The 22,369-nt window shown below is 61.7% G+C and carries 27 protein-coding genes and 1 pseudogene; 9 read left to right on the top strand and 19 right to left on the bottom strand.

Going from position 1 to position 22,369, the window contains the following annotated elements; translation table 11 throughout:
- Positions 1 to 133 precede the first annotated feature (133 nt).
- Positions 134 to 1,039 (bottom strand): LysR family transcriptional regulator, encoded by a 906-nt coding sequence (locus tag NQL71_RS29035; protein ID WP_274643743.1) that lies wholly within the window; start codon positions 1,037 to 1,039, stop codon positions 134 to 136.
- 130 nt (positions 1,040 to 1,169) lie between these two features.
- Between NQL71_RS29035 and NQL71_RS29030 the strand changes: the two genes are divergently transcribed.
- Complete coding sequence (locus NQL71_RS29030; protein ID WP_046817665.1) at positions 1,170 to 2,000, top strand: oxidoreductase; 831 nt, start codon at positions 1,170 to 1,172, stop codon at positions 1,998 to 2,000.
- Positions 2,001 to 2,060: 60 nt separating this feature from the next.
- On the opposite strand, the gene NQL71_RS29025 is transcribed toward NQL71_RS29030, so the two are convergent.
- Entirely contained in the window at positions 2,061 to 2,459 is a 399-nt protein-coding gene (locus tag NQL71_RS29025) for a cupin domain-containing protein (protein ID WP_046817664.1), read from the bottom strand.
- Between the two features lie 29 nt (positions 2,460 to 2,488).
- Complete coding sequence (locus NQL71_RS29020) at positions 2,489 to 3,244, bottom strand: SDR family oxidoreductase (RefSeq protein ID WP_274643742.1); 756 nt, start codon at positions 3,242 to 3,244, stop codon at positions 2,489 to 2,491.
- A gap of 166 nt (positions 3,245 to 3,410) precedes the next feature.
- Here NQL71_RS29020 and NQL71_RS29015 point away from each other — a divergent pair, with 166 nt between their 5' ends.
- Positions 3,411 to 3,794, top strand: a complete 384-nt coding sequence (locus tag NQL71_RS29015) for a c-type cytochrome (RefSeq protein ID WP_274643741.1) — start codon at positions 3,411 to 3,413, stop codon at positions 3,792 to 3,794.
- A gap of 27 nt (positions 3,795 to 3,821) precedes the next feature.
- On the opposite strand, the gene NQL71_RS29010 is transcribed toward NQL71_RS29015, so the two are convergent.
- The 8 genes from NQL71_RS29010 to NQL71_RS28975 all read right to left on the bottom strand — a co-directional run bounded on the left by NQL71_RS29010 (position 3,822) and on the right by NQL71_RS28975 (position 8,386).
- Complete coding sequence (locus NQL71_RS29010; protein WP_274643740.1) at positions 3,822 to 4,706, bottom strand: ChaN family lipoprotein; 885 nt, start codon at positions 4,704 to 4,706, stop codon at positions 3,822 to 3,824.
- A 30-nt stretch (positions 4,707 to 4,736) separates the two neighbouring features.
- Positions 4,737 to 5,504, bottom strand: a complete 768-nt coding sequence (locus NQL71_RS29005; RefSeq protein ID WP_077186008.1) for a heme ABC transporter ATP-binding protein — start codon at positions 5,502 to 5,504, stop codon at positions 4,737 to 4,739.
- Positions 5,504 to 6,514 (bottom strand): FecCD family ABC transporter permease, encoded by a 1,011-nt coding sequence (locus NQL71_RS29000; RefSeq protein WP_274643746.1) that lies wholly within the window; start codon positions 6,512 to 6,514, stop codon positions 5,504 to 5,506. Before NQL71_RS29000 ends, NQL71_RS29005 begins: the two co-directional genes overlap by 1 nt.
- 23 nt (positions 6,515 to 6,537) lie before the next feature.
- Positions 6,538 to 6,684 carry a hypothetical protein gene (locus tag NQL71_RS28995; RefSeq protein ID WP_160309954.1) on the bottom strand — a complete coding sequence of 49 codons (147 nt, stop codon included), beginning with the start codon at positions 6,682 to 6,684 and terminating at the stop codon, positions 6,538 to 6,540.
- Positions 6,685 to 6,696: 12 nt separating this feature from the next.
- Positions 6,697 to 6,912, bottom strand: coding sequence for a hypothetical protein (locus tag NQL71_RS28990; protein ID WP_046817658.1), 216 nt, complete (start codon positions 6,910 to 6,912; stop codon positions 6,697 to 6,699).
- 29 nt (positions 6,913 to 6,941) lie between these two features.
- On the bottom strand, positions 6,942 to 7,370 hold the full coding sequence (locus tag NQL71_RS28985) for a nuclear transport factor 2 family protein (protein WP_248687903.1): 429 nt from the start codon (positions 7,368 to 7,370) through the stop codon (positions 6,942 to 6,944).
- Positions 7,371 to 7,428: 58 nt separating this feature from the next.
- Positions 7,429 to 7,998, bottom strand: coding sequence for a chorismate mutase (locus NQL71_RS28980; protein WP_077186011.1), 570 nt, complete (start codon positions 7,996 to 7,998; stop codon positions 7,429 to 7,431).
- A gap of 103 nt (positions 7,999 to 8,101) precedes the next feature.
- The gene (locus NQL71_RS28975) at positions 8,102 to 8,386 is read right to left on the bottom strand and encodes a DUF7693 family protein (RefSeq protein WP_166620892.1); all 285 of its coding nucleotides are present in this window, start codon (positions 8,384 to 8,386) and stop codon (positions 8,102 to 8,104) included.
- Between the two features lie 195 nt (positions 8,387 to 8,581).
- Between NQL71_RS28975 and NQL71_RS28970 the strand changes: the two genes are divergently transcribed.
- Positions 8,582 to 10,255 carry a tetratricopeptide repeat protein gene (locus NQL71_RS28970; RefSeq protein ID WP_274643739.1) on the top strand — a complete coding sequence of 558 codons (1,674 nt, stop codon included), beginning with the start codon at positions 8,582 to 8,584 and terminating at the stop codon, positions 10,253 to 10,255.
- Positions 10,256 to 10,428: 173 nt separating this feature from the next.
- Here the strand turns inward: NQL71_RS28970 and NQL71_RS28965 are convergent, their stop codons facing one another.
- Positions 10,429 to 11,121 (bottom strand): RES family NAD+ phosphorylase, encoded by a 693-nt coding sequence (locus NQL71_RS28965; RefSeq protein WP_046817653.1) that lies wholly within the window; start codon positions 11,119 to 11,121, stop codon positions 10,429 to 10,431.
- Positions 11,115 to 11,519, bottom strand: a complete 405-nt coding sequence (locus NQL71_RS28960) for an antitoxin Xre-like helix-turn-helix domain-containing protein (RefSeq protein ID WP_046817652.1) — start codon at positions 11,517 to 11,519, stop codon at positions 11,115 to 11,117. Before NQL71_RS28960 ends, NQL71_RS28965 begins: the two co-directional genes overlap by 7 nt.
- 234 nt (positions 11,520 to 11,753) lie before the next feature.
- Here NQL71_RS28960 and NQL71_RS28955 point away from each other — a divergent pair, with 234 nt between their 5' ends.
- A complete protein-coding gene (locus NQL71_RS28955; RefSeq protein WP_274643738.1) occupies positions 11,754 to 12,197 on the top strand; it encodes a hypothetical protein in 444 nt (147 codons plus the stop codon).
- 63 nt (positions 12,198 to 12,260) lie between these two features.
- Here NQL71_RS28955 and NQL71_RS28950 read toward each other — a convergent pair.
- Both NQL71_RS28950 and NQL71_RS28945 read right to left on the bottom strand, forming a co-directional pair.
- Positions 12,261 to 12,404 (bottom strand): annotated as a pseudogene (locus NQL71_RS28950) (MAPEG family protein); the annotation flags it as partial.
- A 50-nt stretch (positions 12,405 to 12,454) separates the two neighbouring features.
- On the bottom strand, positions 12,455 to 13,408 hold the full coding sequence (locus NQL71_RS28945) for a hypothetical protein (protein ID WP_046817649.1): 954 nt from the start codon (positions 13,406 to 13,408) through the stop codon (positions 12,455 to 12,457).
- Positions 13,409 to 13,569: 161 nt separating this feature from the next.
- Here NQL71_RS28945 and NQL71_RS28940 point away from each other — a divergent pair, with 161 nt between their 5' ends.
- Together NQL71_RS28940 and NQL71_RS28935 are read left to right on the top strand one after the other, a co-directional pair.
- A complete protein-coding gene (locus tag NQL71_RS28940) occupies positions 13,570 to 14,526 on the top strand; it encodes an AraC family transcriptional regulator (RefSeq protein WP_046817648.1) in 957 nt (318 codons plus the stop codon).
- A 69-nt stretch (positions 14,527 to 14,595) separates the two neighbouring features.
- Positions 14,596 to 15,459 (top strand): sensor domain-containing diguanylate cyclase, encoded by an 864-nt coding sequence (locus tag NQL71_RS28935; RefSeq protein WP_274643737.1) that lies wholly within the window; start codon positions 14,596 to 14,598, stop codon positions 15,457 to 15,459.
- A 17-nt stretch (positions 15,460 to 15,476) separates the two neighbouring features.
- On the opposite strand, the gene NQL71_RS28930 is transcribed toward NQL71_RS28935, so the two are convergent.
- A complete protein-coding gene (locus NQL71_RS28930; protein ID WP_274643736.1) occupies positions 15,477 to 15,902 on the bottom strand; it encodes a hypothetical protein in 426 nt (141 codons plus the stop codon).
- A 158-nt stretch (positions 15,903 to 16,060) separates the two neighbouring features.
- Between NQL71_RS28930 and NQL71_RS28925 the strand changes: the two genes are divergently transcribed.
- Positions 16,061 to 16,714: a TetR/AcrR family transcriptional regulator gene (locus NQL71_RS28925; protein WP_274643735.1), complete on the top strand. Its 654-nt coding sequence runs from the start codon at positions 16,061 to 16,063 to the stop codon at positions 16,712 to 16,714.
- Positions 16,715 to 16,750: 36 nt separating this feature from the next.
- On the opposite strand, the gene NQL71_RS28920 is transcribed toward NQL71_RS28925, so the two are convergent.
- Together NQL71_RS28920 and NQL71_RS28915 are read right to left on the bottom strand one after the other, a co-directional pair.
- Positions 16,751 to 17,677, bottom strand: a complete 927-nt coding sequence (locus NQL71_RS28920) for a DUF2950 domain-containing protein (RefSeq protein WP_178134551.1) — start codon at positions 17,675 to 17,677, stop codon at positions 16,751 to 16,753.
- Positions 17,674 to 19,206, bottom strand: a complete 1,533-nt coding sequence (locus tag NQL71_RS28915; RefSeq protein WP_274643734.1) for a DUF3300 domain-containing protein — start codon at positions 19,204 to 19,206, stop codon at positions 17,674 to 17,676. The genes NQL71_RS28920 and NQL71_RS28915 overlap by 4 nt, the downstream gene beginning before the upstream one ends.
- A gap of 294 nt (positions 19,207 to 19,500) precedes the next feature.
- On the opposite strand from NQL71_RS28915, the gene NQL71_RS28910 reads away from it, so the two are divergent.
- A complete protein-coding gene (locus NQL71_RS28910; RefSeq protein WP_046817642.1) occupies positions 19,501 to 20,136 on the top strand; it encodes a DUF502 domain-containing protein in 636 nt (211 codons plus the stop codon).
- A gap of 80 nt (positions 20,137 to 20,216) precedes the next feature.
- On the opposite strand, the gene NQL71_RS28905 is transcribed toward NQL71_RS28910, so the two are convergent.
- A complete protein-coding gene (locus NQL71_RS28905; protein ID WP_274643733.1) occupies positions 20,217 to 20,618 on the bottom strand; it encodes a hypothetical protein in 402 nt (133 codons plus the stop codon).
- Positions 20,619 to 20,884: 266 nt separating this feature from the next.
- Here NQL71_RS28905 and NQL71_RS28900 point away from each other — a divergent pair, with 266 nt between their 5' ends.
- Positions 20,885 to 21,379, top strand: a complete 495-nt coding sequence (locus tag NQL71_RS28900) for a cupin domain-containing protein (protein WP_077186017.1) — start codon at positions 20,885 to 20,887, stop codon at positions 21,377 to 21,379.
- Positions 21,380 to 22,369 lie beyond the last annotated feature (990 nt).

Genomic DNA, 22,369 nt, shown 5'->3' with positions numbered 1-22,369 from the left:
ACAACAGGCCTGGTGGACGCCATGGCGCAGAGCGATTTTCTGGCCCCAATCTACTGTAGGAGCTGGCTTGCCAGCGAAGGCGGCCAGATGATCAACGCTGTGTTCAAGGGCGCCTTCGCCGGCAAGCCGGCTCCTACAATGGATTGCCCGCCCGAGTAGCACGGGCAAACTCGATGAAAGCCTTGAGCGCTGCGGGCACATGCCGTCGGCTTGGGTAGTACAGGTGCAGGCCGGGGTAGTAGGGGCACCAGTCGCCCAGCACCTGGACCAGGCTGCCGTCGGTAATTTGTGCCTTGACCATGTCCTCGAAGACGTAGGCCATGCCGACGCCCTGCAACGCCGGGGCGACCATCAGGCTCACGTCACCCAAGGTCAGCGGGCCGTCGATTTCGATTTCCTGGGTGATCCCGCCGCGTTCGAACTCCCAGCGATACACGGTGCCACTGGGGAAACGATGGCGAATGCACGGCAGGCCATGCAGGTCTTCGGGTTTCTGCGGTACGGGATGTTTGCGGAAAAACTCCGCGGAGCCCACGACCACGGAGCGCAGGGTGCCGCCAATCGGCAGGGAGACCATGTCCGCCTCCAGCCGGATGCCGAAGCGCACCCCGGCGTCAAATCCCTGCGCCACCACATCGACCAGCGCGTCGTCCGTCACGATCTCCAGCTTCACGTCCGGATAGGCGTCGAGGAACCTGCTGGCCAGCGGCAGCAGCACCAGTTCGGCGGCCTGGCGACCGGCGGTGATTCTCAGGTTGCCCGAGGGTTTGTCGCGAAAATGGTTGAGGTCTTCCAGGGCATCGTCGATATCGCGAAAGGCCGGTTTCAATCGCGCAAAGAGACGCTCGCCGGCTTCGGTCAGGCCGACGCTGCGGGTGGTGCGGTTGAATAGCCGCACACCGAGCCGATTCTCCAGGGTGCGCACCGCATGGCTCAGCGCCGAAGGCGTCAGCCCCAGATCCACCGCCGCCCGGCTGAAGTTCAGATGGTTGGCCACGCACAGGAAGGTCGAGAGGTCTGCCGCCGAAGGTGCCTTCATATGTGAATGCCTTTCACAAAGTCATGCAAAATTGCTGGGATTATCACATCAGTAAGGCAGATTTAAAGTTGCGTCAACTCATCAAGAAAGCCCGGCAATAACGCTCGGGTCGCTGACAGGAGGAGTTGAAATGCGTACTTGGTTCATTACTGGGGCTTCCCGTGGTTTTGGTACTCTCATCGCAGAACGTGCTCTGCGAGCCGGCGACGCGGTGATTGCCACCGCCCGTAAACCCGAAGAAATCACCGCCAGACTGGGCGATCATCCAAACCTGCTGGCCGTGCGTCTGGACGTGACCCGCGAAGCCGAAGCGCATCAGGCCGTGGCAGAAGGCATCAAGCGTTTCGGGCGGATCGATGTGCTGATCAACAATGCCGGGTTCGGTGTGCTTGGCGCGGTGGAAGAAACCAGCGCCAGCGAGACCGAGCGCCTGTTCGCCACCAACGTCTTCGGCGTACTCAACGTGACCCGTGCAGTCCTGCCGCACATGCGTCGCCAGCGCTGCGGGCATGTGATCAACATCTCTTCCATTGGCGGCTACCAGGCCTACATGGGCTGGGGTGTCTACGGTTCCACCAAGTTCGCGGTGGAAGGCATCACCGAGGCGCTGCACCAGGAACTGGCGCCGCTGGGGATCCACGCCACGGTGGTCGAGCCGGGCTTCTTTCGCACCGACTTCCTCGACGAGCAGTCGCTGGTGAAGACCGCGCTCGAGCTGTCGGACTACGACGACACCGTGGGCGCCATGCGCAAGCATGCAGAGGCCGCCAACCATGCCCAGCCCGGTGACCCGGTGAAGTTCGCCGAAGCCATGCTGGCCCTGGTCAACGCGCCGAAGCCGCCACAGCGTCTGGCACTGGGCAGCGATACCATCGCGCGCATAGAAGCGAAAAACCGCTTTGTCGCCCAGGAACTGGCCGAGTGGAACGAGTTGGCGCTGTCTACCGATTTCCAGGACTGACTTGAGGCATTATAAAAATCCGGACTCCTTCACAGGGTTCCGGATTTTTCTGCAGGTGAATCACTCGACCGGGAGGACCGGCGGCTTGTTCTGGTCCTTCAGCAGAAAGACGACAAATTTCGCTGGCTTGTCCTTGCTGGCATTGCGGCCCACCGTATGGATGTCATCGGGGCCTTCGTGGAAACTTTGCCCGGGCATCAGGGTGACTTCCTTGCCACCCTTGACCCCCATGACGATGGAGCCTTCGAGCACGTAGATGAAACCGTGCGCGTCGTGCCGATGAACCGGGTCGGCACCGCCTGGCGGGTACTCGACGGTGAGCATCAGCACTTCCTTGCCGGGGTAATCGGGAAGGGCGGTGACCGACACCTCCTTGACGTCCGGGTGCGGCGCGTCGGCGGCCAGGACCTGGGGCGAAAGGGACAGTGCAAGCGAGGCGAGGAGAACATGGGTTCGCATGGGACACTCCTGATGAAGTGGGCTGACTGTCAGGCGCCGGCGCTCTTGAGCCATTGATCGAAGTGAGTCTTGCCGACGATCGGATTGGCACCCGGGGTCGGGGTCAGTGACTGGTCGTTGATGATCGCGCCGAAGTAGCCGGCGTTGTCGTCAATGATCACTTTTCGCTGATCCTGGTTGTGTTGCAGCCAGGCTTTGGCGAACGAGGCCAGTGGCTGCTTGTCCGGACCGGCCACTTCCGAGGTCTTGTTGGTGGGGGCCGCCACGGCAAGGGTTGCCAGTGCCGCGGCGACGTCGGCCGAGGCAACGGGCTGCAAGGCGGCGGACGTCAGGCGAACGCTGTCGCCTTGGGCACCGGATTGCGCAATGGCGCCGATGAACTCGAAAAACTGCGTGGCGCGCAGGATCGAGTAGGGCACGCCGGCTTTCTTGATCAATTCCTCCTGGGCCATCTTGGCGCGGAAGTAGCCGCTTTCGAGCATCCGCTCGGTACCTACCACCGAGAGCGCGACGTGGTGCTTGACCCCGACGGCCTTCTCGGCGGCGCCGAGATTGCGCCCCGATTTTTCGAAGAATTCGAGCACGGCGGCATCTTCGAACGAGGGCGAGTTGGCGACGTCGACCACCACGTCGGCGCCTTGCAGGGCCGCCTGCAAGCCTTCCCCCGTCACCGCGTTGACCCCGGATTTCGGCGAGGCGGGCAGGACATCATGCCCACCCTCGCGCAGCCGCTCGCAGAGCTGTGTGCCGATCAACCCGGTTCCGCCGATCACGACAATTTTCATGATGTTTGTCTCCCTCTGTTGCGGCCATCTGGTGGAGATGGAATGACTTTCCAGTCTAGGCGGGGATAACCGCGCGATGTTTTGGCGGGATGGACGGCAGGCGTTCGTTTCGCGCGAGGCCGGATCATGCTCAAATGGCGGCCGTTTTTGCGTGGGTATTGGCTTGATGAACAAAACAGCGATGATGACCCTTGCCCTGAGCCTGGGTTTGTTCGGCATGCAGGCGAACGCCCAGGGTGATGCCGAGGCGGGTGGGAAACTGTTCAAGCGGGTGTGCGGCGGCTGCCATCAGATCGGCGAGGGCGCGCGGCCCTTTTTTGGTCCGCAGCTCAACGGCATTGTCGGGCGCACCGCCGGGAGCACCACGGACTATCAATACTCCGATGCCATGAAGTCCTCCGGCATCGTCTGGACCCGGGAAAAGCTCGCCGCGTACATCGAGGACCCGAAGGCCGTGGTCTCGGGTACGCGGATGATTTTCTGGGGGATCAGCGATCGGGAAAAAATCGATGATCTGCTGGCTTATATTGAGACGTTCCAGGTGCCTTGAAGATCAAGACGTCGATCGATGGATCTTTTATCGGCGAAATTGCGCGCAATGATCCTGCTCCGGCTGCGCCGCCGTGTACCAAACGTAATCCGCACTGTCGGCCGCCACCGTCCTGCCCACTTCAGCCAAAATCAACACCGCGTTGCCCTGGCCAGCGCCGAGGTCTTTCAGATGCAGCGGCACGCCCAGGTCCTTGCGCACATGGAACGCCCCGGCCAGCAACAGGGCTGGCGTCGGCGCCGCCAACAAGCGCTCGGCCATGCGTCGGTCGCGTTGCTGTTGCACGGCGAGCATCGCCGGCATCTGCGCTTCGGGCAGCATGCCGCAATGGGACTCGCGGATGTCGTCCAGTAATGTCGCTTGCACCTGTTGGGTGGTGGACGCCTCGCCGCTGAGCGTCGGACGTTGTTTATAGATCTGCATGATCTGCGTGCGATCGAGGTTGGCCGACAGCAGAGGGTAGGGCTGGCGCAGGGCGTAAGTCACCAATGCACCGTAAACGCCCCAATCCCAATTGGCTTGCCAGGACAGCGCTTGATAGAGGTCGGCCGGCGGTTGACCGGCACGGATGGCGGCCTGTGCTGCATCGACTTTTGCCTGTTGGTCGGGGTTGAGCATTTCCATCAACAGGCTGCCTTGTGGACGTTGCGCCGCCAGTTGGCGTAGCAGCCACAGTTGCAAGGCATGGTGATCGGGGTTGTCGTGTTGTTCACCGACCAGCACCCGCGGCGCAGCCGCCAGGCGCTCGACCAATGCGTGCGGGGTGAGGGTGCGCCCGCTGGCGAGTTCGCGGATGACCCCGAGATCAGCGTGAGCCCGCCCTTCGGGGGCAATCGCAGGCGGTGGCGGTGCGACGTAATGAACTTGGCAGGCAGCCAGCAGGCTGGCCAGGCATATCAGCAGGATGCGCATCGGCTCTCCTTGTTGGGGGGTGGATGGGCGTCAGCGCGCGATAATCAACGGATGACCGCGTTCCGGGTGCCGGTGGATCAGCACTTGCAACCCGTAAACGGCTTGCAGTGCCTCGGCGGTCAGGACTTCATCCGGAGGACCGCAGGCGTGCGTGCGCCCCTCATGCAACAGCAGCAACTGATCACAATACCGTGCCGCCAGATTCAGGTCGTGCAGGATCACCAGCACCGCCGCACCGCGCCCGGCGAAATCCCGCACCGCCTGCAGAATGGTGTGCTGGTGCAGCGGGTCGAGCATCGAGGTCGGTTCGTCGAGCAGCAAGGTCTGCCCCTTGGCCCCCGGCCACAGTTGCGCGAGCACCCGCGCCAGGTGCACGCGCTGGCGTTCGCCACCGGACAACGCCAGATAACTGCGCTCCGCCAGGTGCAAGGCGTCGGCGGCAACCAGGGCTTCAGCAACGATTTCGGCATCGCGCACACGACCGCTGCAATGGGGCAGGCGACCCATGGCCACCACTTCATTCACCGAGAAGGCGAAGTTCAGGCTTGAACTTTGGGGCAATACCGCCAGGCGTCTGGCCCGCTCCTGACCCGGCCAGTCGGCGAGTGCACGCTCATCGAGGCTGACCGTACCTTTGTTGGCCGGTAGCTCGTCGCACAGGGCGGCGAGCAGGGTGCTTTTACCGGCGCCGTTGGGCCCCAGCACGCCAAGGACTTGACCTGGACGCAACTCGATATCGATGTCTGCCAGAACCGTGCGACTGCCGCGCCGCACCAACAAGTTGTTGGCCCGCAGCATCAGGAGCGCCCCCGTACCAGCAGATAGAGAAAGAAGGGTGCACCGATGAGCGCGGTGACGATACCGATCGGCAACTCGGCGGGTGCCAGCAGCAAACGGGCGACCAGATCCGCGAGCAACAACAGGCTGGCACCGGCGAGCAATGACGCCGGCAGCAGCGCCCGATGGTCGGGCCCGACCAGCAGGCGCATCAGGTGCGGCACCACCAGGCCGATAAAACCGATCAGGCCTGCCGCGGCCACCGCGGCTCCGACGCCCAGCGCCGTGCACAACACCAGCTCAAGCTTGATCCGCTCGACATTGAAGCCCAGGTGACGGGCTTCGGACTCGCCCAGAAGCATCGCGTTGAGCGCCGCAGCGCGACGCGGCAACCACGACGCCACGCCCACCGCCACGATCAGCAACGGCCACAGGCGTGGATAGTTGGCGCCGTTGAGGCTGCCCAGGTTCCAAAAAGTCAGGGTGCGCAACGTGGCGTCATCGGCCAGGTAGGTGAACAGGCCGACCCCGGCCCCGGCCATGGCCGTCATCGCCACGCCGGCCAGGAGCAGGGTGGCGACGTTGGTCTGGCCATCGCTGCGGCCGAAGCGATACACCACCGCCGTGACGATCAGACCGCCGGCGAAGGCGCTCACCGACAACAGGTACGGCTCGATGGCCGGCGGCCAACCGCCCATCAGGCTGCCGCCGACAATCGCGACCGCCGCGCCCAGCGCTGCGCCGCCGGACACGCCAACCAGCCCCGGATCCGCCAGCGGATTGCGAAACAACCCTTGCATGGCCACGCCGGACAGCGCGAGTACCGAGCCGACCGCGATGCCCAGCAGACTGCGCGGCAGGCGGATCTGACCGAGGATCAGCTCGGCCTGTTGGTTGTCGCCGCCATCCACCGGCAATCCGAGCAGACGCAGCCCGGCCAGCAAGGTATCGCCCAGCGGCAGGCTGACCGGCCCCAGGGCCAGGGACAGCCAGAACACCAGCGCCAATACCAGACCCAGGGCAATCAACATCGGCCGCGGCCGAACGATGGCCGTCACCGGTTGCGCTCTGTTGTCTGGAGTCCGGCAGCCTGCACCTGTGCCGACGGATAGAGCGCCTTCGCCAGCGTGGCCAGGGCGTCGGCCATGGCCATCTGGCTCCGGAGCACGCCGGCGCAGGCCAGCAGTGATTTGATACGCATCAGGACGCTTCCCTAGTCGATCAGGACGGTGGCGGTTTCGGCCAAGGCACGCCGAACAACTGGGATGACCCGTTCACCATCGGCATCGAAACCTTCGAAGCGGCTGATGATGCCACCGACGCTCGGCTTGCGCACTTGCACGCGTTGCGCAAAATCTTTGTAGGCGCTGGCTTGCCAGCGAAAAGGCCCGAAGCTCAATGCACATTTCAAAGACGCCTTCGCCGGCAAGCCGGGCTCCTACAGGTGCGCGGCAATGATCAGGTTTTGCTGGCGGCCAGGTAGGCACCGAGGCGACGGCCCATTTCCTCGCCCAGCGCCTGCAAGCCACTGAGTGGACGGACCATCACTTCGAAATCGACGATTTTCCCCTGTTCGTTGAAGCGGATCATGTCGATGCCTTTCAATTCCTTGTCGCCGACTCTCGCGCTGAATTCGAGGATCACATTCAAGCCGTCGGCACTCACCAGTTCGCGATGATAAGTGAAGTCTTCGAACACCTTGGACACGGTGTTGAGGATCATCGAAACCACCGGCGCACCCGGATACGGCGTGTGCGCCATCGGTGAGCGGAACACCGCTTGTGGGTCCAGCAGCGCAGGCAAGGGCTGCAAGTCGCCGGTGCGGATCATCGCGTGCCACAGGTTCAAGGATTGCGCGGCTTTGGGGTGCAGTTGCAGTTCAGACATGATCAACTCCTGTTTTTTTGTTGTTGTGCAAAGTGTGTCTGGCGGCAGGCGAGGGCGCCTATGAATCCGTGACGCACAACTCCCCCGTCGCACGGATCAATGCCTGGCCATGCAGGGCATCCTTGATCAGCTCGGAGCGCTGCTCAGCCAGCCACTCCGGGCAATTGGGGTCGACGCGATAGGGCACGAAATCGGCATATTGATGCAACAGACGCACTTGCAGTTCTTCCAGCTTTGCCCGCAGCTGGTTCAGGTCCGGCCGTGGCAGGTCGGGCGCCTTGTGCGCTGCTTGCCATTGCGCAATCAGTCCATACTGCACCAGTTTGTTGGCTTCGATCTGCGCGGCGGTCAGTTCGGCGGCTTCATCCGGGTCGACGTTGTTTGCGACGGCCTGCTTCCTCGCAAGAGTGATGAGCAGGGTTTCCCGGGCGGTATCCTGGATCGGTTTGCCGGTGTCCCATTTGGTCAGCGCCACCAGGTTGGCAACATTCAGGCGCTCGTTGATGGTGTTCAGCAGTGGCTGCAGCGATTCGGGCGCCGGGGTGGGCAAGGCGGCGTTGGCGACGCTGGCGAATAAGCCGAACAACGAGCAAGTCAGCGCTTGCGGCAAGCGTGGGCTGTGGAACATAAGCAACCTCATGGGTTCGGGATGCGCATCCGGTCTTATGTATCACAGCTGAGTCAGATGAACGATAGTTCAACGAGCACTTTTGCGTTGCCCTGGCCCGAACTCAGTCGCCAACCAGCAACCGCTCGATCTGCGCCAGCTCCCAGGTGCTGAGCAAACTCACCGGGTCAGTACCGAAATGCGGCCCACCGTCGAACGCTCGGCCGTCCGGACTCTGGCAATGCTGGCAGTGGCGCAGGTGGGTGCCGTCGACATCCAGGCTCAAATGCCAGCCCTCGATATCCACCTGCATCGGGCTGGATCGTTGATCAAGGCACTTGAGCGGGCGCAGGCCCAGGGCGGCATCGCGCAGTTGCTGGTAAACCTCTCGGGCTGTCAGGGGCGGCATGGTGTCTCCGGTGGAATGGCGGCACGGGTAGAACCGGGGCCACAGGATAGTCGATCAGCAACCAGGTGAAGAGCCCTGCAACGCAGTGGATCGATTGCACCGACGCAGCCTGTCGTCGGTTATGGCGCCAGGCCAGGTGCGCAGGGGTATGCTGGTTTTTCGCAGGTTCCGCACTCTGATCGAGAGGATAAACCGATGCACGACTATTACGATCTGGGCACCTACAGCCGCCCCGTGACGACGAGTTCAACCCAGGCCCAGCTTTGGTTCGACCGCGGCCTGATGTGGTGCTACGGCTACAACCATGACGAAGCCATCCGCTGTTTCCAGAAAGCCCTGGAACACGATCGCGACTGCGCGATGGCCTACTGGGGCATCGCCTATGCCTCGGGGCCCAACTACAACAAACGCTGGGACGCCTTCATCGAGCAAGAGCTCAAGGAGGCCGTGGCCCAGGCACGACTGGCGACACAAATCGCGCTGGTGCACCTTGACGGCACGACACCAGTGGAACAGGCCCTGATCCACGCGATACAGCAACGCTACCAAGCTGAACAGGCGAGCAGCGTTGACGAGCTTTTCACCTGGAACGATGCCTATGCGGCGTCCATGCGCGATGTCTATCGCAGCTTTCCCGACGATCCCGACGTGGTGACACTGTTCGCCGAAGCGCTGATCGACCGCACGCCCTGGCAGTTGTGGGACCTGAAAACTGGCCAGCCGGCAGCAGGTGCCGACACCCTTGAGACGGTGGCCGTACTCGAACGGGCCCTGCAACGCATGGAGCAACAGGGCGATGCACCGCACCCCGGCGTGCTGCACATGTACGTCCACACGATGGAAATGTCGCCGTACCCGGAACGCGCCTTACGCGCGGGCGATGTCCTGCGCGACCTGGTGCCGGATGCCGGACACTTACGCCATATGCCGTCGCACATCGACCTGCTCTGTGGCGATTACCGCGGGGCCATGATCACCAATCACCGGGCAATCCAGGCCGACAGCCTGTACCTGGCTAAGGAGGGCCCGATCAATTTCTACACCCTGTACCGCAGCCACAATTACCACTTCAAACTCTATTCGGCGATGTTCCTCGGCCAGTACCAGCCGGCCCTGGAGGCCGCCGATCAACTGGCCGATACCCTCATCGAAGACCTCCTGCGGGTGGAAAAACCGCCCATGGCCGACTGGCTCGAAAGCTTCGTGTCGATGAAGCTCCACGTGCAGATCCGCTTCGGCAGATGGCAAGACATCCTCGCCACGCCGCTGCCCGCCGACCAGGCGCTGTACTGCGTGACCACGGCCATGCTGCACTACGCCAAAGGCGTGGCCCATGCGGCCTGCGGGCGGGTCGCCGAAGCCGAAACCGAGCATCACCTGTTCCTCGAGGCCTGGGCCCGGGTGCCGGACACACGCTACCTCTTCAACAACCAATGCAACGATATCCTGGCCGTGGCCGCGGGCATGCTGCGGGGCGAAATCGAATACCGCAAGGGTAACTTCGACGAAGCCTTCGCCCACCTGCGCGAGGCGCAATCGCTGGACGATCACCTGCCATACGACGAGCCCTGGGGCTGGATGCAACCGGTACGCCACGCACTGGGCGCGCTGCTGCTGGAGCAGGGCAGGGTAGAAGAAGCCTTGCACGCCTACCGCGCCGACCTGGGCCTGGATAACACACTCAGTCGCGCCTCCTGGCACCTGGACAATGTGTGGAGCCTGCACGGCTACGTGGAGTGTTTGAAGCGACTGGGTCGCGATGCCGAAGCGGCCGCTGCGCAGGTTCGCCTCAACCTGGCCCTGGCCCGGGCGGATGTGGAGATTTCGGCTTCGTGTTTTTGCCGGATCGGCAGAACTTGCTGTCTGTAGGCGCTTGAATACCCACGAGCGTGTGCGGTGTCATCAGGGTGTCACTGGACCCATGGCAACCGCCATGGGCGATCAGACCCATGCTCGGGTCGATGAATTTGCCAGGACCCCCACTCAAGCAACTATGGCCCGGTACTGATATCGAGCCTGCAGACTCAGGTCGCGGCCTGGTCTCAGGCCTCGCTGATCTGGCTGACGCTGGTAATCTGGCCGTTCCAGACCATCTCGTAGTGGGCGGTCTGGATGATTGAAGAGACGGGTCGGGGCGTCATCAACGCCCAGCAGACACTGCCCGGCAAACGCACCGAGCGATAGCGCAGGCCAGGGCATCCAGTCTTCCGAATTGCCTGGCCCAGTGCGCGGGAGTGGCTGTAATCGTCAGGCGCATACACCGGATCGTTGATCGGCAGGGCGGTGGCGTCTTTCATTGCGGTATCCATGAATGAGCACGACAGCCCGCGGAACACAAACCGCTCATAGTTCAGGCCCGGCACCTTCGACCAATACAGGCCCTGGTGATGGCGCACTTCGGCCAGCGCGGTTTCCATCGAATCCGCCAGGTACAACACCCCAAAGCTGCCATCGCTGAACCGCGAGCCCGCCGGGTTGATGTGGGTAAAAGGTGCGGTGGCGTACGAGCAGCCGACAATCCCGAACGGGATCTCGCCCCGCGGGATCAGCTCAAGCTGACCGACCTCATTCTTCAGCCGGGGATTGGTCAGTGCCTGGATCTCGAACAGCACCTCGAACTCATCCGCGCTGGCCACGTCATCGAACAATGCAATCGGCGGAAACTTCGAATTGATCAATCGATAAGCCTGCAACGCCTGTCCGGCCAACACCGCCAGCGCGCTCAACTTCACCATAACGCGCCCCGCAGCATATCGATGCGTCGAAAGGTCTCGTACAGGGAAATCATGTCGCCCTGGGCCATGATCGCCAGCGGTGAACGGCCATTGAAAAACTCGTTGTCGTTGGTCATCGACACGAAGCCATAGACGTTGTCCGGGTTATCGAACACCAGGCGCAATGTGGCGTGAATGTTCAGTACGAAACTGATGCGCTGCATCTGATCGGCATCCAGTGCCACCGCCCAGTCCGGGTCATGCTGGCGCGCGCGGGTGTAGGTGCTGCGGGAAATGCGCAGGATCTGGCAGGCCTGCTCGCTGCTGGCGCGCCATTTTTCCAGAATGCCCACGGCGGCGCGCAGGCCGGTGACACACTGGGTTTTGCTGAACGATCGGGGCTGGGTAGCGACGGCCATATAGATTACCTGTCCTTGCGTCTGTAGATTAAAAGATAGGTATATTGAATCTACAGAACAATGGCCTTGCGACCAGCGGCAGATTTTCACCGGCCCTGTTGCGCTGCCTTAACGTTTTTCGCGGGCAATCAACGCCTGCGATGACCACCCATCAGCCAGCGCCCGCGTCCGGAGCAGGCCACTAGACTTCACAAGGGGGATGACATCAACGCATCTCAAATCAGGAAACCTGTGATGAACAGAGCATCTTGGCTGGCGTTGGTAGTGGCGGTTGGGACGATTTCAGCCTGCGCGAGCAGAACCGAAGTTGTCGATGTCCCCCTCGGTGCTACCCCGCAAAACGCAGAACATATCGCTCGAGCCACCCTCAGCCCGGTGGGCACCCAAACCAGCATCTGGCTCACCGTCGGTGGGGTCCCCCACGACATGGCCGTATCCAGCCGTCTCGACACCGCTATCTACGCAGGCTCGTGCCAGCAACTGGGAGCACAACCGGCGTACGAGACCCGTCAGGCCAACAGCGTCGACTATCCTTCGCTGGCCCCGCGTACCCAGCATTGGGCCCAGGCACCGGTGGCGTTGAGTGAACTGACCAGGGGCGGCTATGCCTTGCTGGTTCGCACCAGCCCGGCAGACGGCAGCCGCGCGCTTTTCTGCGGCAACATCAGTGCTGGCTAGGGGGCATCAGACAAGCCGTCCAGTACTGTGGCCTGGGCAACTTGCGCAGGCCATGGACTGGGTTCAGGTGGTGCTTGATGCGGCGTACCAGGCGGCTATGACCATGAGCGCGAGAAAACAGACCAACTGAACGAAGTAGAAGGTAAACCGAACCGCTACGAACCTATTGGTTTGCACATGGCAGACATGAACCAGAGACTGGCACACGAAAATCCAAGCAACATCCACATCGGTATCGTCATGGCTGCCATACTCGATCAATGGCTGAAGATGGGTGCTAGTGCGCTCTGAATCCTCGCCATCTGAGCGGGCGTTGTCATGTGCGTCAGCAGCCGGACAAAGTGAGGGTGTTGCACGCCCGAAATAATGTATTGCCAGCGGTAGGCACCCAGCACGCAGGTTTTGATCTGCGCTGCCTGATCGAGACTCAATGAGCGCGAAACATTGCGGGTAAAGTAGTCGGCATCGGATGCCGATTGGGCCTGCAGGATAGCGTCGACGGCCGCCACCAGCGCTATCAGGTCGTTCACGGCCTGGTCGCATTCGGCCGGCGAAAGTTTCTCGTGCTCCGCCTTCCACTCCAATTCATCGAGCACGACGTGGCGGCTTTCATCCATCCAATGGAATTTGAAGACGTCCTTGAACAGTGGGCATAACTCCTCGCGCGGGGCGATGCTTTTGGCGTAGTGGGTTTGCACGAACAGCTCGATATGACAGGTCAGCGCCAGCACCGACCAGGTGCTGGACGCCAGTACCGCGCGCGCCACTTCGTTGGGATCGGCCACCTGACGATAGCCCACTGGCAATTGCCCAGCCATCATCGTCTCGATGCGCCGGAACAGCTCCTGGTGCTTGATCTCATCGTTGGAAAAACGCACCAGCGCTTCGAGTGCGAGTTGATCGTCAAATACATGGGCACGACCTTGATCGAGCATTTTGGCGCTGATGAAACGCTCGACCAGGCCAAACAGATACGCATAGGTTCGGCCTTGGATCTGGCTGAGCAAGCGCGCCTCATCCGCGGCGAGGAAGGTCAGGCGTTCGATTTGCGACAGGCCGTCGGGCAGGAATTTGCGCGAGAAGTCGAAATGCCGGTCCCGGAGCAAATCGCGATCGATCTGCCATTCGGCTTTCTTCGATGATCTGACAATCTGCGCGTAACGGGCGGCGTTGGCCGAATCAGGGGTGGGTAGGGTCGCGACGGTATTCATATCGATCTCCGGCTTCTCTGGTCGAGTTGCAATGGGGCGGTCCGGGTTGACGTCGGCGCCAATGGGTCCGCGTTGGTGCTAATCTAGGCCTCGCGGTTCAGGCGAAGAATGACCGGTGCGCCGGATTACCTGCTCGAAACTCCGGAACGGAGGGCTGGCAATTGCTCGATGCGCTTTCTGATGTCCTGCGTGTGATCCGATTGTCTGGAGGGGTCTTTCTCGAGGCGCAATTCACTGCGCCCTGGTGCGTCAATGGAAGCCTTTCCGCGGACGATTGCCTGCCGTACCTGGCGGCCCCTCGACATATCATTGCCTCGCATTTTGTCGCCGTGGGGCACATGCAATTGCGCATTGGCGATGGCGCCACTCTCGACGTTCGCGAAGGCGAACTCATTCTGCTTCCTCGCAACGACGTTCATACCTTTGGCAGCGACCTGGGCATTGCGCCCATGCCCGCGCGCGAAGTCATCCAGCCGCCAGACGTTGGCAGCATTTCACGAATCAAATACGGCGGGGGCGGTGAAGCCACGCAGCTGCTGTGCGGCTTCCTCGGCTCGCAAACCCCATTCAACCCGCTGCTTTCGTCGCTGCCGCCGGTATTGAAACTGGACGTGCGCGCAACGGCTTCAGGGGCCTGGATCGAAAGCTCGTTCCGTTTCGCGGTCAGCGAGATCGCGGCGGGGCGTGTCGGCTCGACAGCGGTCATCGCCAAGCTGTCGGAATTGCTCTTCGTCGAAGCGGTCAGCCAGTATGTCACCAGCCTCCCGGCCGAGCGGAGCGGGTGGCTGGCAGGGCTGCGAGACCCGCAAATCGGGCGCGCACTGGCGCTGCTCCATTCGCGTCCAACCGATGGCTGGACGGCGCAAGCGCTGGCGCTGGAAGTGGGCATGTCGCGCTCGGTATTCGCCCAGCGATTCACCGCATTGGTCGGCCAGCCACCGATGCAATACCTGGCGCTCTGGCGCCTGCACGTGGCGGCTCAACAGCTGCGCGAAGGACGCGGCAATGTGGCGCAAATCGGCTTTGCCGTGGGCTACGAATCCGAAGCGGCGTTCAGTCGCGCATTCAAGCGCCAGTTCGGCGCGTCACCCGCCACCTGGCGCAGGCAATCGGAATGACAAGGCCCTAGCGGCCTACCTTCGCGATCAGGCATGATCGGGCTATATGAACCGGGACTTCCCTGACCTATGCCCGTTGACCTGCAAGCGCTCTACCCCAAACTGATCCATCTGATGCTGGACACGGTGTTCGTGGTCGACAGGCATAACCAGATCGTATTCGTGAGCGATGCCTGCGAGGCGCTGCTCGGTTACCGTGCCGACGAGCTGACCGGTACCCCGATCACCGACTATATGCATCCTGACGACCTGGCGGCCACACGGGCCTCTATCGTCCGGGTCATGAATGGCCAGCCTCACTTCGACTTCCGCAACCGTTATATCCGCAAGGATGGCGGCGTCGTGCACATCCTGTGGGCTGCCTTCTGGTCCGAGGAGGTGGGGGCGCGGATCGGTGTCGCGCGCAACGTGACGGCGCTCTGGCAAGCCGAGGAGGAACTGCGTTTCCTTGCCCATCATGATCCGCTGACAGGCCTGGCCAACCGGGCGCTGTTCAATGACCGCCTGGACGTGGCCCTGCGCGCGGCGCGCCGGCACAACAGCACGCTGGCCTTGCTGTTTGTGGATATCGACGACTTCAAGGGCATCAATGACGTCCATGGCCATGCAGCGGGCGATCGTGTGCTGTGCACGATTGCGCGTCGGCTGGAAGGCTGCGTGCGAGAGACGGACACGGTGGCGCGGATGGGCGGTGATGAATTCACTGTACTGCTGACGGACATCCCGTCCGAGGGTGCCGTTTTCGAGAAAGTGGCGCAGATTCTCTCGATCATGGCCGAGCCACCGGACGCTGAATCCGGCGCAGTCAAAATGCCGTCCTGCAGTATCGGCATCGCCTGTTATCCCGCGGACGGGGAGGATGCCGATACGCTACTCAGCCATGCGGATGACGATATGTACCGGATAAAACGGCACCGGTCAGCGGCCGGGTGACGCGCCGGTCACCGGCGTCATGACAAGTTCGATTCGCCTGGCGCTCGACTCAAGTACCCGGCGGCAACACCGATGCGCGAGAACACCAGCCAGGCAAACAACAGCACACTCAAGCCAATCAGGATCGATGCCACGCCAATCAGTGGCTCGAACGCCGCAAAGCCCTTCAGGCGCAGGGTCAGGGCGCCCAGCATCAGCGGCACACCGAGGTTGTAGGTCCAGAACTGCGCGGCGGCAGCGCGCCCTTCGCTCATGCCCGGGTGCAGCGTGGCGATGACGCCGAACAGGGCCATCGACACCCATCCCAACAGATTGATATGGGCGTGTACCGCGAACAGCGAGTGATCGCCGGAGGCGCCCATTGCTACCCCCAGCACCACGCCAAGGGCAAAGTAGAGGGCGGCGAGTCGAAACCAGGTCCGCGAACGGGGAGTGTGATTCATGGCATTGACCTCAAGCGCCCTGAGGCGCGCTCAGTTGCTGGAAAATCCCTGAAATCGTGATGCCCGCAGGTGCTGCGCACAGGGGCGGTGGCAGGTCCGGTGCCTTGGGTCTATCATGAGACACGAGTCTCATAACAAGACAAGGTATCATTTATTCCATGTCCAGCTCTCAGTCAAGCCCGTCGGTCGCCGACGGCGATTCACAAGGTCGCGTCAACCAGAAGCTGCGCACCCGCCAGGCGCTGATCGAGGCCGCCGTCGCCTTGCGCGACGAGGGCCAGCAGCCCACGGTGGCACAAGTGGCCGAGCGCGCTAAAGTCTCGCGCGCCACGGCGTATCGCTACTTCCCCACGGTTGAGGCGTTGATCAGCGAGACGGCGGCTGATCGTGACATGCCGCCGCTGGAGCGCATCTGGCGGCCGGGCGACGATCCGGTCAAAGGCATGGGCCTGGCGGCGAACGCGTTGAACAAGCTCCTGATCGAGGACGAGATCGGCCTGCATGTGATGGAGCGTTCGTTCATGACGGTGTGGCTCGAAAACGAGTCCCACGAACCCCTGCGACCGGGCCGACGGCTGAACTACATCGAGCCGATTGTCGACTCGATGAAGGACGTGCTTGCGCCCAAGGCGCGTAAACGCCTGAAGCAGGCGCTGTCGATCGTCATGGGCACCGAGGCGTTGATCGCCGTGCGCGATGTCAGTGGCGCGAGCACCGAAGAATCACTCGACGCCAGTGCCTGGGCGGCGCGGGCGCTGGTTCGCCAGGCACTGGCGGAGGCTGAAAAAACACGGCGAAAGCGTGGAGGATGAGCGATTTCATCGACTCCGCCGCCCCCAGGACTTGAATCAATCCGGCTTGTCTTGATCCTCCGGCACTTCCTTCCAACTGTCATCCGGATCAAAGCGCTTCATCGTCTGCGCCAACTTTTCCCCATCAGGTCCCAGGTCCTTCTCGAAGACCTGCCCGTCATGACTGATCATGAAGCTCATCACTCCGGTTTCACCGTATTTAGCCGGCCAGGCGATCAGGGCAAAGCCCCGGCTCATCTTGTCGCCGATGAGGTAGCTGTAGGCGCCGCCCGGTGCCGAAGGACCCTGGCCCAGCAGGATGCGGAAGTGGTAGCCATGCCAGGGCTCGCCGGCAATGGTCTTGCCGAACTCGGGGCCCAGCGGGCTGATCTGCCCGCTATCGTCGTCGGCCCAATAGAGTCCGTCGTGCAAGCCTGGGGTGCTGTAGATATTCTGCGCATACTCGAGGGCGCCGTCACCGTCACGATCCACCGAGGCGTAATCCATCTGCGCGTCGTGGTAGGCCAGTGCCGATTGCACCGCGGCCAACTCGTTGCGGCCAATTTGCCGTGCACGGATTTCGGCACTGCCGCCCTTGGGGTCGAAGCGCCAACCGTTCGCGCTTTTAACGATGGGAATAGGCAGCGTCCAATGCTCGCTGCCTACCGACAGAATCGCCTTGTTGTCCGCAGTTTTTTCGATCTGGTGCTGCTGGTGATATTGCTTGAGGAACGCCTCCACGTCTTCGCGCTCCGCGCCGTCGCGAGGGATGTAGCTGCGCCAGTTTTCACCCAGCAACTCGGTCAGGCGTTTCTGATCGGCGGCTTTCGTACCCAGCGCTTCGACGAACGCTTGCGCGGCCTTTTCCGGCGTTGGAAATTCCTGCTGTGCCGTCGCGATGCACGACCAGGCCAAGCCAACAGTGATCGCCAAGGCATGCACAAGCAAGCCCTTGCGTGCCTTTACTCGAGGATGGTTATTCAACGGCGGCCCCCCCTTGAACGCGCTGGTGGACTGGACGGCCGACTGATCTGGTGGCCGGCGGCTCGCGAGGCGTTGGGGCGCTGATAAGAAGCCTGGCTGGCCCGGCCGCGATTGGCTTGAATGTTGGTTTGTGACGGTGAACGCGCGCCGGCGAAGGCATTGTTGCGCGCACTGCCTTTATTGACGGCCGTTGTGGTCTGGCGTTTTTGCGTCGTCTGGCGCGCCTGGGTGCTGCCCTGTACGCGTTGATTTGCCTGATTCCTGGATTGCTGAGTCCTCGCCTGATTCTCCCGAGTGTTTCTGGCAGTGCCCTGGCTTCTGTCGGACGCCATGGGTCTATCAGTCGCATTGGGTCTGTCTGCCCCGGCCTGCATCCGATTGCCGGCCGATGCCCGGGACTGGGCTTCGCGCGCCCGGTCACGGGCTTCCAGGTTGCTGGTGGCGGGGCGTTCGATACCGTGCCTGTCCATCGAGCTGCGGGCATTTTCACGCGCCTGGGCGCGCTGGGGGTTGTTGTCGCCGCGATAGGCCTGGCGTTGATTGGCACCGTCCAGCTGCCGACCGTACTGTTCGCGGCTCCTGCTGTCCCTGTAGGGCACGCCATTGCGATGCGCGGAGTTGTGCTGCCACTTGTTCTGATCGTTGCCGATCCGGTTGTTGGCATTGATGTTGTTATAGCGATTGACGTCGATGTCGACGTCATTGTTGCCCCAGTCACATTCACCCCACAGCGCACCGACGATCGCCACCCCGGTGCCAAACGCCAGCCCGGCCATCAGCGCCTGACCGGGGTAATAGGCGGGCGGAGGTGGATAGTAGGCAGGAGGCGAGGCGGGATAGGCCCAGGTGCCGTAGGTGGTTGTCGGGTTATAGGTGGGCACGTACACCACCTGCGGGTCGGCGGGCTGAATGATGATGGTGGAGCTGCTGCTGGCAGGAGCCTCGGCAGGGGCGGGCGCCGCCGTCGTGGCCGCCGGTGCGGGGGCTGCTGGCGCGACATTCTGGATCGTCACGTTCTGGTACTGGTTGCTCTGCAGGTTGCCGGCTGCCTGGGCTTGATGACGCAGGCGTTGCACCCCATTCATGAGATCGTCGGGCTGCGCCAGGAAGGCATCGCCCAGGCGTTGTACCCAGACGGGATCCTGCCCCAGCGTTGCCAGAACCTGCGGGAAGGCAACCAGCGCCTGCACACTCGGGTCCCAGGGCTGGTTCGCCACTTGCTTGACCGCATCATCGCCCTTGGCGTCAGGATGAGCCTTGGACCAGGTGACCGCCTCGGCGACTTCCCCAGGGTAAGTAGACGCCATCAGTACCTGTGCCAGCAGCGGGTCCGGGTAAAGCGCAATGGGCGCAAGCATCTGGTCCAGCTGTTCCTCGGTGAATACGGGGTCTTTGGCGGGTGCCGCGACCGGCGCTGCACTGGGTGGGTTGGCTGGCGGGGTAGCGGCTGTCTCCGCTGACTGCGCGATATAGGGGGAGCCGCTCAGAATAAAGACCGCTGACAACGCGTAAAAAAATGGAATGCGCATCACAGCTCCCTGTGGTCAGGCAGATTTGCGGTAAGTGCATCATTGTCGGGGAAATGCAGGCCGACTGGGCAAACCCCGGACCTCGGCTTCGACGCCGTCCATTGATAGTAGCAAACAAAAAAAATCTGCCCGCAATACCTTCGACTCCCTGGCCAATGATCCCGCCAAGCCAACTTTACCGGCGCGTCCTTGTGGGAGCGCCAGGTGCGTACTATCGTCAAACATCACATCTGCAGTGCTGTTTACCCTTGTCGATACCAAGGCCATTCTGCCCATCCAGAAAAGGTAGCGCATATGAACCAGGCACTTGCGTATTTCACTAAACGGGTGATTGCCGGCTTGCTGGTGATCATCCCCATCTACCTCGCCATCCTGGTGTTGCTCAAGGGCATGAAGTCCCTCGGGCAGTTGGTCAGACCGTTTACGAAACTGCTCCCCGAATGGCTGCCTGCCGAGCAACTGCTGTCCCTGATACTGGTGTTGGTGATCTGCTTCCTGATCGGCGTGGCGTTGCGCACCCGATTGGGCGAGATAGCGCGCAAACGGGTAGAGACAGGCGTGTTCGAACGCATCCCCGGTTACGGATTGTTCCGCAGCCTGACCCAGCAGATCGCGGGGGACAGTCGCCAGACCGTCTGGAAACCCGCGCTGGTCGAGATTGAAGATGCGCTGGTCCCGGCGTTCATCATCGAAGTGTTCGACGACGGCCGCTACACCATCTTCGTCCCCTCGGTCCCCACCCCCCTGGCCGGCGCGATCTACATCCTGGAGCCGAGTCGCGTGCATCCCCTCGACGTGTCCTTCACCGATACATTCAAAGTCATCTCCAAATGGGGTGCGGGCGCCAAGGACCTGGTAGCGGCCATGGAAAATGCTGGCGACCGGGGAGGGCCGGGACTGGCGGTGAACAAGGTGGATGCGCTGCCTTGATAGACAGGTGCAACGCAGCGAACACGAAAAAGCCCGGCTGATCAGGCCGGGCTTCTTGTTGGAGCGATGTAGCGATTGGCTTAGGCGACGGCGTTGCCTTGCAGGCGATCCGAGCCATCGGCGGCGACGGTGTTGCCTTGCAGGCGGTCGGAGCCATCGGCGGCGACGGTGTTGCCTTGCAGGCGGTCGGAGCCATCGGCGGCGACGGTGTTGCCTTGCAGGCGGTCGGAGCCATCGGCGGCGACGGTGTTGCCTTGCAGACGGTCGGAGCCATCGGCGGCGATGGTGTTGCCTTGCAGACGATCCGAACCATCGGCAGCGACGCGATTTTCGATCAGGCGGTCCGAACCACCCTCAGCCACTCGGCTTTCAATCAGACGATCCGAGCCACCTTCAGCCACGACAGGCGCAGCAGAGGTAGCGGCAAAAGCGTTAACTGCAAAAACCGAGAAAGCGATGCTGAGGAGAGTTTGGCGTTTCATGATCGTGTACTCCGGGGTGTTGTGGGTTGGTATGGAGCTGATGTTACGCCGTGGATTTTTTAAGAGAACTTCATTGACGTGATGGTGAACATCGACGGTATTGATGGGGCCAGAAGCCCACCCGTGGCGGGCGTGATGGTATGGAGCCGAACATTGATTACATTGCGTATGAACTGTAATGCGCGATCACACCGTTATCATTGATGCCAATCACCCATAGAGTCGGCCGGACAATTTTTGTTTATGGCGTAGTCAAGGTGCCTCTTATGGTTCAAAACATTATGAAAACGGCTGCCCTGGCAGCACTTCTTGTCACAAGCGCGGCCATATCCTCTGTTCAGTCACAACCCTTGCCACTCGACAAAATCGGTGCCCTGCATAATGAAAACGTGGAATGGCGCAGCTTTGCCGCATTCCCAAAGGAAGTAAAACTGGCTGTCATCGCCGGCGACCCGAGCAAGCCAGCACCCTATGTTGTACGAGTCAAAGTGCCCAATGGCACCCGATTGATGCCCCATACCCATCCCGAAGACCGTATCTACACCGTCATGGCCGGTGTTTTCTACATTGGCTTCGGTACGGTTTTCGATCCGGACAAACTGGTTGCCTATGGGCCGGGTAGCGTAGTGATACTTCCGGCTAATACGCCGCACTTCCATTGGGCAAAATCAGGAGAGTACATTTCGCAGGTTTACGGGACTGGCCCGCTGGGGCTTGAGTATGTAGATAGCCATGATGATCCTCGTAATGCGTCGAAGTGAGGAAGATCTGTTCAACATTTATGCTGTCTTCGCACTAATGTCAGCGAAAACCTAATCCTGCAGGAGCCGGCTGGCGGTAGCGCATATACAGTCGACACAGTCGTCGCCTGTCAGGCCTCTTCGCTGGCAAGCCAGCGCCTACACATACAGCGTGGTATTGCAGCGGACCATCCCGGCATTGCACGGGACCTGTAGGAGCCGGCTTGCCGGCGAAGGCGGTCTTGAATTTTGTATCGGGTTTGAGGAAGCCTTCGCTGGCAAGCCAGCTCCTACACAACCAGCATGGTATTGCAGCGGACCATCGTGGCATTGCACGGGACCTGTAGGAGCCGGCTTGCCGGCGAAGGCGGTCTTGAATTTTGTGTTGGGCTGGCGGGCCTCTTCGCTGGCAAGCCAGCTCCTACACAAACAGCGTGGTATTGCAGCGGACCATCGTGGCATTGCACGGGACCTGTAGGAGCCGGCTTGCCGGCGAAGGCGGTCTTGAATTTTGTATCGGGTTTGAGGAAGCCTTCGCTGGCAAGCCAGCTCCTACACAAACAGCATGGTATTGCACCGGACCATCGTGGCACTGCACGGGACCTGTAGGAGCCGGCTTGCCGGCGAAGGCGGTCTTGAATTTTGTATTGGGCTGGCGGGCCTCTTCGCTGGCAAGCCAGCTCCTACACAAACAGCGCGGTATTGCACCGGACCATCGTGGCATTGCACGGGACCTGTAGGAGCCGGCTTGCCGGCGAAGGCGGTCTTGAATTTTGTAGCGGGTTTGAGGACGCCTTCGCTGGCAAGCCAGCGCCTACACATACAGCGTGGTATTGCACCGGACCATCGTGGCATTGCACGGGACCTGTAGGAGCCGGCTTGCCGGCGAAGGCGGTCTTGAGTTTTGTAGCGGGTTTGAGGACGCCTTCGCTGGCAAGCCAGCTCCTACACAAACAGCATGGTATTGCACCGGACCATCGTGGCATTGCACGGGACCTGTAGGAGCCGGCT

The sequence above is a fragment of the Pseudomonas serbica genome (genome assembly GCF_028823535.1).
Lineage (GTDB): Bacteria > Pseudomonadota > Gammaproteobacteria > Pseudomonadales > Pseudomonadaceae > Aquipseudomonas > Aquipseudomonas serbica.
The sequence above is the reverse complement of the archived record's forward strand: the minus strand, read 5'-3'. Positions and strand labels throughout refer to the sequence as shown.

What these genes read in the sequence shown, in the direction of transcription:
- NQL71_RS29000 (WP_274643746.1), bottom strand. Translation starts at nt 6,514, where the DNA reads ATGTTGATTGCCCTGGGTCTGGTATTGGCGCTGGTGTTCTGGCTGTCC.
- NQL71_RS29035 (WP_274643743.1), bottom strand. Translation starts at nt 1,039, where the DNA reads ATGAAGGCACCTTCGGCGGCAGACCTCTCGACCTTCCTGTGCGTGGCC.
- NQL71_RS28975 (WP_166620892.1), bottom strand. Translation starts at nt 8,386, where the DNA reads ATGCCGCCCCTGACAGCCCGAGAGGTTTACCAGCAACTGCGCGATGCC.
- NQL71_RS29010 (WP_274643740.1), bottom strand. Translation starts at nt 4,706, where the DNA reads ATGCGCATCCTGCTGATATGCCTGGCCAGCCTGCTGGCTGCCTGCCAA.
- NQL71_RS29020 (WP_274643742.1), bottom strand. Translation starts at nt 3,244, where the DNA reads ATGAAAATTGTCGTGATCGGCGGAACCGGGTTGATCGGCACACAGCTC.
- NQL71_RS28945 (WP_046817649.1), bottom strand. Translation starts at nt 13,408, where the DNA reads ATGAATACCGTCGCGACCCTACCCACCCCTGATTCGGCCAACGCCGCC.
- NQL71_RS28930 (WP_274643736.1), bottom strand. Translation starts at nt 15,902, where the DNA reads ATGAATCACACTCCCCGTTCGCGGACCTGGTTTCGACTCGCCGCCCTC.
- NQL71_RS28900 (WP_077186017.1), top strand. Translation starts at nt 20,885, where the DNA reads ATGGTTCAAAACATTATGAAAACGGCTGCCCTGGCAGCACTTCTTGTC.
- NQL71_RS28935 (WP_274643737.1), top strand. Translation starts at nt 14,596, where the DNA reads ATGCCCGTTGACCTGCAAGCGCTCTACCCCAAACTGATCCATCTGATG.
- NQL71_RS29005 (WP_077186008.1), bottom strand. Translation starts at nt 5,504, where the DNA reads ATGCTGCGGGCCAACAACTTGTTGGTGCGGCGCGGCAGTCGCACGGTT.
- NQL71_RS28925 (WP_274643735.1), top strand. Translation starts at nt 16,061, where the DNA reads ATGTCCAGCTCTCAGTCAAGCCCGTCGGTCGCCGACGGCGATTCACAA.
- NQL71_RS28965 (WP_046817653.1), bottom strand. Translation starts at nt 11,121, where the DNA reads ATGGTGAAGTTGAGCGCGCTGGCGGTGTTGGCCGGACAGGCGTTGCAG.
- NQL71_RS29030 (WP_046817665.1), top strand. Translation starts at nt 1,170, where the DNA reads ATGCGTACTTGGTTCATTACTGGGGCTTCCCGTGGTTTTGGTACTCTC.
- NQL71_RS28910 (WP_046817642.1), top strand. Translation starts at nt 19,501, where the DNA reads ATGAACCAGGCACTTGCGTATTTCACTAAACGGGTGATTGCCGGCTTG.
- NQL71_RS28960 (WP_046817652.1), bottom strand. Translation starts at nt 11,519, where the DNA reads ATGGCCGTCGCTACCCAGCCCCGATCGTTCAGCAAAACCCAGTGTGTC.
- NQL71_RS28985 (WP_248687903.1), bottom strand. Translation starts at nt 7,370, where the DNA reads ATGTCTGAACTGCAACTGCACCCCAAAGCCGCGCAATCCTTGAACCTG.
- NQL71_RS28995 (WP_160309954.1), bottom strand. Translation starts at nt 6,684, where the DNA reads ATGCGTATCAAATCACTGCTGGCCTGCGCCGGCGTGCTCCGGAGCCAG.
- NQL71_RS28915 (WP_274643734.1), bottom strand. Translation starts at nt 19,206, where the DNA reads ATGCGCATTCCATTTTTTTACGCGTTGTCAGCGGTCTTTATTCTGAGC.
- NQL71_RS28980 (WP_077186011.1), bottom strand. Translation starts at nt 7,998, where the DNA reads ATGTTCCACAGCCCACGCTTGCCGCAAGCGCTGACTTGCTCGTTGTTC.
- NQL71_RS29015 (WP_274643741.1), top strand. Translation starts at nt 3,411, where the DNA reads ATGAACAAAACAGCGATGATGACCCTTGCCCTGAGCCTGGGTTTGTTC.
- NQL71_RS28905 (WP_274643733.1), bottom strand. Translation starts at nt 20,618, where the DNA reads ATGAAACGCCAAACTCTCCTCAGCATCGCTTTCTCGGTTTTTGCAGTT.
- NQL71_RS29025 (WP_046817664.1), bottom strand. Translation starts at nt 2,459, where the DNA reads ATGCGAACCCATGTTCTCCTCGCCTCGCTTGCACTGTCCCTTTCGCCC.
- NQL71_RS28970 (WP_274643739.1), top strand. Translation starts at nt 8,582, where the DNA reads ATGCACGACTATTACGATCTGGGCACCTACAGCCGCCCCGTGACGACG.
- NQL71_RS28955 (WP_274643738.1), top strand. Translation starts at nt 11,754, where the DNA reads ATGAACAGAGCATCTTGGCTGGCGTTGGTAGTGGCGGTTGGGACGATT.